Raw genomic sequence first — 10,366 nt, forward strand, 5'->3', positions numbered from 1 at the left:
GTTACAGCCAACATTCATGTTGCTTTTGCGGGCCTCTTCGCGGGCTCGCCCGCTCCCACAGGGACAGCGTCGACCTTTGGGCCAGTGCCGCACCTGTGGGAGCGGGCATGCCCGCGAAGAGGCCGGACCTGCCGTACCAGCATCAGCCGCGCTGCGGCACGCCCTTCACACCCGGCTGGCGATTCGGCGCCATGCCGTTGGCCTCGAGGGTCTGCTCGATGCTGTCGTACTGCTGCCCGATGCGGTAAATGGCGCGTGCTTCCTTGCCGCTGGCAATCTCGCGGCCCAGCTCATGGGCCACACGCACGGTCTGCTGGATCTGCTGCACCGAGGTAAAGCGCTTGCCATGCTGGTCGATGATGGTGTCTTCGTTGCCGCAGCGTGGGTGCAGGCCCATGGCCAGGGCCATGGTGTTGAACGGCAGCACGTTCTTCAGCAACGATTCGGCGGTCAGGGTGCAACCGTCCGGCGCGCGGTGGATGAAGTTGAAGAAGTTGAACGGGTTGGGGCCGTCGAAACCGCCGCCAATACCGATCCAGGTCAGGTTCAGCGGGCCCATGTAGTCACCGCGGCGGACGATGCGCTCGAGCGTCTCCAGGGCATGCATGCCGGTCAGCTGGAAATGCGGCTGGATGTTGCTGGCCTGCAGGCGGCGCAGGTGCTCGCGGACCCAGGCCGGGCCGGCCGGCACGGTCATTTCACTATAGGCGGCATGAATCGCCGGGCTGGCCAGCGAGGTGCCTTCCAGGTACTCGGGGTACAGCAACTCCATGATGTTCATCTGCGTGGTGTTGATGGCGACGGTCACCTGGTCGGGGCGCGGCGTCAGCTCGGCGAGCATGTGCCGGGTGTCGTCCGACAGCCACTTGGCCGCCTCGCCTTCGCTTTCCGGGGCAAAGGAAATCGATCCGCCAACCTGGATGATCATGTCCGGCACCGCTTCGCGCACCCCGGCGATCAACTCGTTGAACTTGGACAGGCGCTTGGAGCCCTTGCCGTCCAGTTCGCGCACGTGCAGGTGCAGTACGGTGGCGCCTGCCTCGTAGCAGTCGACAGCCTTCTGCACCTGCTCGTCCATGGTCAGGGGAATGTCTTCAGGGAAGTCTTCAGGCATCCACTCCGGGCCATAGGGGGCCACGGTGATCACCACCTTTTCCATGTTTTCCGGGTGCAACGAATCGTCGAAGAATTGCATGCTGTAGTCCTCGCTATTGTTATTGTGCGGTTGCCGCCAGCGACGGCGACGAACTCAGAACGTGGGGCTGCCCTTGATCCCGGCGCGCTCCATCTTGCGGTGGCACGGCGGGTAGTCCATGACGGCGTAGTGCTGGGTGCTGCGGTTGTCCCAGATCGCCACGCTGTTGGGCTTCCAGCGCCAGCGCACCTGGTACTCCGGCAGGTAGGCCTGGCTGATCAGGTAACGCAGCAGGTCGCTGGCACCGGGGTTGGCGTCCTGCCCGAAGCGCACCCGCTGCGGGGTGTGGTAGTTGCTGAAATGGGTGGTGAAGGCGTTGACGAACAGCACCTGCTCGCCGGTTTCCGGGTGGGTGCGCACCACCGGGTGCTCGGCATCGGGGAACTGCGCCTTCAGCGCCAGGCGCTTTTCCAGCGGCATGGCGGCGCCAAAGCTGGCCTCGATGCTGTGACGGGCGCGCAGGCCTTCGATCTTGGCCTTCACATCGCCTGGCAGGTTTTCATAGGCCAGCACCATGTTCGCCCACATCGTGTCGCCGCCCACCGGCGGGCATTCGATGCAGCGCAGCACACAGCCCATCGGCGGGGCCTCGCGCCAGGTGGCGTCGGTGTGCCAGGCATTTTCATAGCGGTCGTTGGGCTGGTCCGGGCGCTTGTAGATCTGTACCAGGCCCGGATGCTCCGGGTCGCTGCCGGCCACCGGGTGGTCCTCCAGGTCGCCGAAGCGGCGGGCGAACGCCACGTGTTCGGCGCGGCTGAAGTGCTGGTCGCGCAGGAACAGCACACGGTGCCGGAGCAACTGCGCGCGAAGCTGGGCGAACAGGTCGTCGTCGTGGATCGCGTCGGCCAGGTTGACCCCACTTACCTCGGCACCGATCGCGCAGGTCAGTTGTTCGATGTGCATGCTGTTGCCCTCTTCAGATGACGAAGATCGACGAGCCGGTGGTCTTGCGCGCTTCCAGGTCACGGTGGGCCTGGACGGCATCCTGCAGTGCGTAGTGCTGGTTGATCTCGATACGGATGCGCCCGCTGCCGACGTGATCGAACAGCTCGCCGGCCAGGTCGGCCTTTTCCGCCGGGTCGGCGATGAAGTCGGCCAGAGCCGGGCGGGTGAGCTGCAGCGAGCCCTTGATCGCCAGCAACTGCGGGTCGAACGGCGGGATGGTGCCTGACGCCGTGCCGACGCAAACCATCAGGCCGCGACGCTTGAGCGAATCGAGCGAGCCCATGAAGGTGTTCTTGCCAACGCTGTCGAACACCACGTTCACCCCTACCCCGTCGGTCAGCTCACGCACGCGCGTGGCAACGTCCTCGACGCTGTAGTTGATGACGTGGTTGCAGCCATGGGCGCGAGCCACTTCAGCCTTGGCTTCGGTGGACACCGTGCCGATCACGTTCAGCCCCAGCAGCTGCGCCCACTGCGCGACGATCAGGCCGACCCCGCCAGCGGCAGCATGCAGCAGCACGCTGTCGCCGGGTTTGAAGTCATGCAGCCGACGCAGCAGGTAGGCGGAGGTCAGGCCGCGCATGGTCATGGCGGCGGCGGTTTCGAAGGCGATGGTATCCGGCAGCTTGATCAGCGCGGCGGCAGGGATCAGGCGCTCGGTGCAATAAGCGCCCAGGGTGTTGAGGAAGCCGGTGTAGGTGACCCGATCACCGACCGCCACCTGGGTCACGCCCTCGCCCAGCGCCTCGACCACGCCAGCCGCTTCCACGCCGATGCCATTGGGCAGCGGGATCGGGTAGGTGCCGTTGCGGAAATAGGTATCGGCGTAGTTCAGGCCCACCGCCACCTGGCGCAAGCGCACCTGCCCCGGGCCGGGCTCGCCGACCTCGGCGTCCTCGTAGCGCAGCACCTCGGGGCCACCGGTCTGATGGAAACGTACGACTTTGGACATGCTTGTCTCTCCAATCATCGATCTGGACGCATGGCGTCAGTTCTGGGTGATTGGACTGTATGCCCTTGGGGTGCGGGGTGCTTCGCATCGGACGACAGCGGGTTTTCATTTGATGACAGTACGTGCGTCGACCTGCCGATCACGAAAACCGGGTTTTATTCATGAGTCTCCTTGATGGTTATCCATGGCCAGACTAATACTTAAGTCTCTGCCTGGGGAGGCACGAAAAATGCAACCAAGATTCGTTATCGTTCCCGCTGTGCCGATCGAAAAGGAGTCGTTCCGCGTGGGTAGCCGCTATTACGCCGCTACCGTTTGTGGGGGGTTCGACATTTACGATAACCAAGCGAAGGAGCGGCTCAAGCCCAGTTATCCAAGCAGGACGGATGCGCTGATGCAGTGCGAGCAGATGAACAAGCGCGATGTAGGCTGATCGCGCAAGCAATAGCCTTGCTCGATCCTGTGGGCGCGGCCTTGTGTCGCGATGGGCTGCGTAGCGGCCCCGGCAATCTGTGCATCGACGCAAGATCCGGGGGTTGCTACGCAGCCCATCGCGACACAAGGCCGCTCCTACAGGGGGTCACGTGTTCGTGGCCTCGCCCTGCTGCCAACCGGCAATCAGGCGCTGGGCATTCTCCTCGCAATCCATTCCCTGCGGCTTGTCTTCCATGCCTGCAATAACCGCCAGCAACTGCGCGCGGTTGTGCGCCAGCCGCTGCTGCATCGCTTCGATCTCCGCCACCTTGCGCTTGAGGCTGCCCAGCAATAGATCATGCCCACCCGCCGCAGCCCCGGAGGCGTCGGTGAGTTTGCGCATTTCTTCCAGGCTGAACCCGGCCTGCTGGCCGCAGGTAATGATCTCCAGCGCCCGCACCACCTGCTCCGGGTAATCCCGGTAACCATTGCCCAGGCGCCGCGCAGTAATCAGTCCGCTGGCTTCGTAAAAGCGGATACGCGATGCACTAAGCCCCGTGCGTCGCGCCAGTTCACCAATTTTCATAGCGGCAGCATTCCCCTCTTGACCTTAAAGCTGACTTTAACCTTAGCCTTCTCCCGAACCTAGCCCACGCGCGCAAAAACCGATGCGTGGCAACCCTTTGCGGAGATCGCCATGACGCCGTTCCAGCCCCTGCACCTGCCCAATGGCAGTGTCATCCCCAACCGCATCGCCAAGGCGGCGATGGAGGAAAACCTGGCCAACCCGGACCAGACCCCTTCCGACCAGCTGCTGCGCCTTTACCAGGCTTGGGCCGAGGGCGGTGCCGGGCTGTTGCTGACCGGTAACGTGATGGTCGACCCTGGCGCCATGACCGGCCCGGGTGGCGTGATGCTCGATGCCAGCCAGCCACTGCAACGTTTTCGCGACTGGGCGCGCATCGGCCGCGCCCACGGCGCGCAGTTCTGGATGCAGATCAACCACCCGGGCCGGCAGATGCAGGCCAACCTCGGCCAGCCCACCGTGGCGCCTTCGGCCATTGCCCTGGACATGGGCGGTTTGTCCAAACTGTTCCCCCTGCCCAAGGCACTGGACGAAGCCGAGATCGGCGCGTTGATCCAGCGCTTCGCCCGCACTGCGGCGCTGGCTGAAGAAGCTAATTTCAGTGGCGTACAGATTCACGCTGCCCACGGTTACCTGCTGAGCCAGTTTCTTTCGCCACTGAGCAACCAGCGCCAGGATCGCTGGGGTGGCAGCCTGGAAAATCGCGCGCGGTTGCTGCTGGAGGTGGTCAAGGCCGTGCGCGAAGTGGTTTCGCCCGGTTTCGCCGTGGCAGTGAAACTGAATTCGGCGGATTTCCAGCGCGGCGGTTTCGAACCGGCGGATGCGCGCCAGGTAGTGCTGTGGCTGAATGAATTGCCGGTGGACCTGGTGGAGCTGTCGGGCGGCAGCTATGAGGCACCGGCGATGCAGGGTGATGCCCGCGATGGGCGCACCCTGGCTCGCGAGGCCTACTTCCTGGAGTTTGCCCGGGAAATCGCCGCCATCGCGAAGATGCCGGTGATGGTCACCGGCGGTATCCGGCGGTTGCCGGTGGTCGAGCAAGTGCTGGCCAGCGGTGTGGCCATGGCGGGGATTGCCACGGCGTTGGCAGTCGAGCCTGCCCTGCCCCGGCGCTGGCAGAACGGCGAGCAGACGGCAACCGCCGAACTGCAGCCCATTCGCTGGAAGCGCAAGGCCTTTGCCGCACTGGCCTACATGGCCCTGGTGAAATTGCAGATGCGCCGTCTGGCGGCCGGCAGCCGGCCCAAGGCGCATGCGTCGCCCTTGCGCGCCTTGTTGCTGGAGCAAGGCTGCACGTTACTGCGGGTGCGGCAGTACAGGCGTATGATGAAAAGCCGAGCGGATTGATGGTGTGATCGCAGAGCCAGGGGTCGCACATTCGCGCTGGGAGCACCTGCCTTCATCGGCGTCCTCTACCGGAGCACTGCCATGAACAAACCCTTTCAAGCGCTGATCCTTGCACTGGCAGCGCTTTCTGCCTGCTCGTCCAACTCCGCGCTGTACCACGACCAGCCGCTGGTGGCGAAAGTCGCCAACGGCATGAGCAGAGACCAGGTCATGCAGGTCGGCGGCAAGCCCGATGCCGAGACCGAACGCACCGTGGTACCCGGCACCTGCTTCGACTACCTGCTGACCAAGGCCGACAACCGGCAACCCTACAGCGTGAGTTTCGACGGCACCGGCAAAGTGGACAATACCGCTTTCATGACCTGCGCCGAGTGGAGCAATGCTCAGCGCAGGGCCCGCCTGCCCAGCATGGGCGGCTCTAGCGGATCGGGTTACTGAGTCAGTCCAGGCATTCCTTGGCAGCCTGGCGCAATTTGTCGCCAGACAGGAAGCTGCCCTTGTAGAAGGTCGCGCGGCTGCCCTCGCGGGAATCGACTACGTCCAATACATCATCGGATGCCACGGCGCTGGGAGCCGTCAACCGGTAGCCGTGGGCGATCGATTTCTGCGTGGCCTGTGGCGCCAGCGCTTGCCACTTGGGCAGTACGCAGGCGGCATACTGCTGGGGCGATTTGTGGGTCAGTTTGCTGGCAGTGGGTTTGCCAGGGGTTGCGCAGCCGGCAAGGCCGGTGACCAGCACGGCGGCGAGAAAGATACGAAACGTAGACATTTGCAGTTGGCCATCAAGGATACGCGACATTTTAACGGGGGTTGTATTGGCTTACCAATCAACCAAAGTCTCGCTGCACGGGCCGCAACTGATATTTCTGCCAGTGGCCTGGGTAAGTGAAGGCTGGGAAAGTGTATCTGCCAATAGCCTTCGGAGCACACACCATGCAAAGGAACACCAACAGAACGCAATTCTTCTATCAGAATGGAAAACTGATCACCCTGAGGGTTGGTGAACAAGGTCGCAGCATTTTCCGTACTACAGATGTGCCACTCGCCGAACTGCAAACGGAAGGCACGCACTCCAGCGGCTTGCTGGCCACGGACGATAAGGGTTCAGTACTGAACGTGCAGGAAAACACCTGATTCTGGAGGAACGGGCGCTATCGAGAACACCGGCGTAGCCGGTATCAGCCACCGCGTAGCCTGCTTCGCGGGTATGCCCGCTCCCACAAGGCCCCCACCTGCCGAAGGAATGCGCTGTCCCTGTGGGAGCGGGCGTGCCCGCGAACACCGGCGCAGCCGGTGCCAGCCACCGCGTCGCCTGCTTCGCGTGTGAACCCGCTCCCACAGGGTCCCCGCCAACCAAAGGAATGCGCTGTCCCTGTGGGAGCGGGCGTGCCCGCGAACACCGGCGCAGCCGGTGCCAGCCACCGCGTCGCCTGCTTCGCGTGTGAACCCGCTCCCACAGGGTCCCCGCCAACCAAAGGAATGCGCTGTCCCTGTGGGAGCGGGCGTGCCCGCGAACACCGGCGTAGCCGGTGCCAACCACCGCGTCGCCTGCCGGGGGCGCTCGCTGACACCTGCGCCTGACGTCAATCCAGCGCGCCGTTCAACACCTCGTAGATAATACCCGTAGCAACTGCCACCAGGATCAGGTCCGCACCCGCCTGCATCCATTCATAGCCATCGTAATGAGGCAGTTGCCCCAGCAGCCTGCCATCGAGCTTCTTGGCGATACCCGGCGGCAGCGGTTTGCCACGGGCCAGGTTCTTCTGAATGCCGGGGGGCAGCGCCGGCCCTGCGCTCCAGTAGCCACGGTGCCCGTCAAGAATGCCAAGCACATCGCCACGGTTTATCGACGGCCCACCATACGAGCCCCCGTGGCCTTGACCATGCTGGCCCTTGTCCTTGCCGTGGCCCTGCCCTTTACCATTACCCGGGTCGGCATAAGTGAGCGCCGGCCCCACTGCCAGCGCGATCGAGGTAGCGATAACAGCCCATCGACGCTTTGCCATAGCTGTTTCCTTACACCAGAGACGTCCCAGCACTGTAGACCAAAACCCGGTTCAGGGTGAAAGTCCCCAAACCCGGGTCAGGGCTTGGCACTCCGATAGAGCATGATGGCTGCCACATCGAGTGCCAACACGGCAACTGCGAAGAGAAACATGAAGTACAGATCTTCTGGAAACATGGCCGTATCCCCAAATGGGCAGGTTTTCAGGGATGCAGCAATTCCCGTTCCAAACGCCTGGCTGAACGAGCCTCCCCTCTGCTATCGAGATGATTGCTCCGTAACCACCACATCAGCCGGTAATGTTCCAGCGCGGCTTTCCCATTTGGCGACCACGATCGGCGCCAGGGCATTGCCGAGTACGTTCAGTGCCGTAACGGGCATGTCCATCAATCGATATACCCCTGCAATCAGGGCCACGCCTTCCAATGGCAAACCTGCCGCTGTCAGGGTTGCAGTCAGAATCACAAACATGAACCCGGGCACTCCGGCAGCGCCTTTGGACGTCAATACCATGATGAATACCAGCATCACCTGGTCGGCCAGGGCCAGTTCAATATTGTAGGCCTGCGCGATAAACAGCGTACCCAGGCCCGCAAACAGCGACGCGCCATCCAGATTGAATGAATAGCCCAACGGGATCACCAGCGACGTGATCGCTCGCGGCACACCCCGTGCTTCGGTCTTGGCCATCAATTGCGGCATGACGGTGGCAGAACTCGCGCTGCTGAAGGCCAGTATCAGTTCATCCTTGAAGGCCTTGATGATCTCGAAGATGTTCTCGCCAACAGCCCTGGCAACAAGGCCCAGCACGGCAATCGCGAAGAACAGTACCGCCACATAAGTAATGGCTATCAGTTTTGCCAGCGGCATCAGTGAATCAATCCCGAAGGTCGACACCGTGACAGCTATCAGGGCAAAGATGCCGATCGGTGAGTAGGCCATGACCATATGAGTGACCTTGAACATGGTATCCACTACCGTCTGCAGCACGGCAACCAAAGGCTGCCTCCTGGGTTCATCCAGCGTAGACAGTGCCACCCCGAACAAGATGGCGAAGAACAGTACCGATAACAGCTTCGCCTCTGCCATTGCGGCCACTACATTGTCAGGAATGATGCCCAACAATACCTTGCCGAGCCCTGCCGAACCATTTTGCACCGGTGGCACTGCTTCACTCGCCGATGAAACGGCGAAACCCGCACCGGCGCCTGGCTGGAGCACGTTACCGACCAGCAGGCCGAAAATGATTGCGACCCCGGTCACGACAAAGAAATAGACAAGGCTTTTTGTTCCCACCCGCCCCAGGGCGCGCTTGCCAGAGCCGGCTATGCCTACCACCATGCAGGAAAACACCAGCGGCACGATGATCATTTTCATCAGTTTTATAAACGCGTCGCCCGCCGGCTGTAGCACCTGTTCGATCCACCACCCCTTGTAATCGGGAAAATGATTCAACAACACGCCAACGCATATACCGACAGCCAGACCAATTGCAATTTGCGTGATTAAATTTATTTTTATTCTCACAGGACTGATCTCTGTTTTTATAAGACACTAGAAAGCAAAGACTGCATTCAAATTCTTGAACCCCTTGATTTCGATCGGGTTACCACTTGGATCCAGGAAAAACATTGTCCTCTGCTCGCCAGGCTCACCCTCGAAACGTACAACCGGTGGAATTTCGAACTGCACGCCCAGAACTTCAAGGCGTTCAGCCAAGGCTTGCCAGCGATCCAGAGGCAATATCACCCCGATATGAGGCATCAGTACAAGGTGCGGGCCGACCTTGCCAGTGCGGCTGGTTTCAAAGGGCTTGCCCACATGCAGAGATATCTGGTGACCAAAGAACTCGAAGTCTACCCACGTATCAGTGCTACGCCCCTCGACACAGCCAAGAACCTCTTTATAGAATTTTCTTGCTTCATCCAGATCTTTGACATGATAAGCAACATGAAAGGGTGTCAACATGATGGTACTCCTCGAACGGAGCCACTATCCTCACACCGCCCGGCATTCATGTACACCAATTGACACTTGGTCTGAGCATAAGCATTACTTATGGACATTCAAAATCTGGAAAGCCTCATATCTGTTGTTGAATGCGGCTCCATTGCGGGTGCGGCAAAGAAAGCAAATGTTTCAGCCTCCGCAATAGTTTGCGCATTCGAAACTTGGAGAAACACTTGGGCTGCACTCTCTTCAATAGAGAGGCACACGCGATAAGGCCGACAGAAAAGCTGCTGGCATTGATTCCACGGATACGTTGCATCGTCGAGCATGCCAATCAGCTCAGGAACGACCTGAACGCCGATACGCTGACCGGGGAACTGCGCATTGGCGCCATATCAACCGCCCTCACCGGCCTTGTACCGGCAGCACTGGAGCATTTGTCATCCTCCGCGCCCGACCTCAAACTCACCATCACGCCCGGTGACTCGAAACTGCTTCATGACAAGTTGATCAATCAGGAACTGGATGCGGCAATTCTGGTGGCGCCACCCTTCAAGACAGCAAAATCGTTGAGAACGCTCACGTTGCGCAGCGAACCGCTGTGCTTGTTGGCACCTGCCGCGGCCTCCCGGGCTGAAGCGCAGGCAATGCTGGCCACCGGGCCCTATATCCGATATGCCGTGGACTCCTGGGGCGGCCTGATAACCCAGCGTTATCTGGACGATCTGGGCCTCGCGCCCAGCGTGGCTTGCGACCTGGATGCGCTCGAGGCCATCAGCCTGTTGGTGTCGCTGGGGCAAGGTGTTTCCTTGGTACCGCAATGGCCGTCATTGCTGGAGCAATCGCCGAACGCCCGGATTCTGAGCGAAGAACCAAGGTACTGCCGCGACATAGTGCTGGCCTACAGTGCCGGCCATCACCGCACATCGGCAATCAAGCTGCTGGCATCCGTACTGATGGCCTGACACCCCA

General features: G+C 61.3%; 13 protein-coding genes. 5 read left to right on the forward strand and 8 right to left on the reverse strand.

All coding sequences use genetic code 11. The features are described from left to right. Window positions 1-142 precede the first annotated feature (142 nt). From CAG34_RS15835 to CAG34_RS15845, 3 genes are read right to left on the reverse strand one after another with little or no spacing between them, the layout of a single operon-like run. Window positions 143-1,195 (reverse strand): 3-keto-5-aminohexanoate cleavage protein, encoded by a 1,053-nt coding sequence (locus tag CAG34_RS15835; protein ID WP_075045141.1) that lies wholly within the window; start codon window positions 1,193-1,195, stop codon window positions 143-145. Window positions 1,196-1,249: 54 nt separating this feature from the next. Continuing rightward, window positions 1,250-2,098, reverse strand: a complete 849-nt coding sequence (locus tag CAG34_RS15840) for a TauD/TfdA family dioxygenase (RefSeq protein ID WP_013972530.1) — start codon at window positions 2,096-2,098, stop codon at window positions 1,250-1,252. Between the two features lie 13 nt (window positions 2,099-2,111). Further along, a complete protein-coding gene (locus CAG34_RS15845) occupies window positions 2,112-3,092 on the reverse strand; it encodes a quinone oxidoreductase (RefSeq protein WP_013972529.1) in 981 nt (326 codons plus the stop codon). 229 nt (window positions 3,093-3,321) lie between these two features. Here CAG34_RS15845 and CAG34_RS15850 point away from each other — a divergent pair, with 229 nt between their 5' ends. Further along, a complete protein-coding gene (locus CAG34_RS15850; RefSeq protein ID WP_085591132.1) occupies window positions 3,322-3,525 on the forward strand; it encodes a hypothetical protein in 204 nt (67 codons plus the stop codon). Between the two features lie 147 nt (window positions 3,526-3,672). Here CAG34_RS15850 and CAG34_RS15855 read toward each other — a convergent pair whose 3' ends face one another. After that, window positions 3,673-4,092 (reverse strand): MerR family transcriptional regulator, encoded by a 420-nt coding sequence (locus tag CAG34_RS15855; protein ID WP_085591134.1) that lies wholly within the window; start codon window positions 4,090-4,092, stop codon window positions 3,673-3,675. A gap of 111 nt (window positions 4,093-4,203) precedes the next feature. On the opposite strand from CAG34_RS15855, the gene CAG34_RS15860 reads away from it, so the two are divergent. Further along, window positions 4,204-5,439, forward strand: a complete 1,236-nt coding sequence (locus CAG34_RS15860) for an NADH:flavin oxidoreductase/NADH oxidase family protein (RefSeq protein ID WP_085591136.1) — start codon at window positions 4,204-4,206, stop codon at window positions 5,437-5,439. Window positions 5,440-5,520: 81 nt separating this feature from the next. Beyond that, window positions 5,521-5,877, forward strand: coding sequence for an osmotically-inducible lipoprotein OsmE (gene osmE / locus CAG34_RS15865; protein ID WP_085591138.1), 357 nt, complete (start codon window positions 5,521-5,523; stop codon window positions 5,875-5,877). A gap of 1 nt (window position 5,878) precedes the next feature. Here the strand turns inward: osmE and CAG34_RS15870 are convergent, their stop codons facing one another. Continuing rightward, on the reverse strand, window positions 5,879-6,238 hold the full coding sequence (locus CAG34_RS15870) for a hypothetical protein (protein WP_085591140.1): 360 nt from the start codon (window positions 6,236-6,238) through the stop codon (window positions 5,879-5,881). A 134-nt stretch (window positions 6,239-6,372) separates the two neighbouring features. Between CAG34_RS15870 and CAG34_RS15875 the strand changes: the two genes are divergently transcribed. After that, complete coding sequence (locus tag CAG34_RS15875; protein WP_025338985.1) at window positions 6,373-6,573, forward strand: hypothetical protein; 201 nt, start codon at window positions 6,373-6,375, stop codon at window positions 6,571-6,573. A gap of 449 nt (window positions 6,574-7,022) precedes the next feature. On the opposite strand, the gene CAG34_RS15885 is transcribed toward CAG34_RS15875, so the two are convergent. The 3 genes from CAG34_RS15885 to CAG34_RS15895 form a co-directional block, all read right to left on the reverse strand. Next, complete coding sequence (locus CAG34_RS15885) at window positions 7,023-7,445, reverse strand: anti-virulence regulator CigR family protein (RefSeq protein WP_015270222.1); 423 nt, start codon at window positions 7,443-7,445, stop codon at window positions 7,023-7,025. 257 nt (window positions 7,446-7,702) lie between these two features. After that, window positions 7,703-8,971 (reverse strand): cation:dicarboxylate symporter family transporter, encoded by a 1,269-nt coding sequence (locus tag CAG34_RS15890; protein WP_085591144.1) that lies wholly within the window; start codon window positions 8,969-8,971, stop codon window positions 7,703-7,705. Window positions 8,972-8,998: 27 nt separating this feature from the next. Next, window positions 8,999-9,412 carry a VOC family protein gene (locus tag CAG34_RS15895; RefSeq protein ID WP_085591146.1) on the reverse strand — a complete coding sequence of 138 codons (414 nt, stop codon included), beginning with the start codon at window positions 9,410-9,412 and terminating at the stop codon, window positions 8,999-9,001. Between the two features lie 215 nt (window positions 9,413-9,627). Here CAG34_RS15895 and CAG34_RS15900 point away from each other — a divergent pair, with 215 nt between their 5' ends. Further along, window positions 9,628-10,359, forward strand: a complete 732-nt coding sequence (locus tag CAG34_RS15900) for a LysR substrate-binding domain-containing protein (RefSeq protein ID WP_158091100.1) — start codon at window positions 9,628-9,630, stop codon at window positions 10,357-10,359. Window positions 10,360-10,366: the final 7 nt, after the last annotated feature.

Source organism: Pseudomonas sp. B14(2017) (genome assembly GCF_002113255.1).
GTDB lineage: Bacteria > Pseudomonadota > Gammaproteobacteria > Pseudomonadales > Pseudomonadaceae > Aquipseudomonas > Aquipseudomonas putida_Z.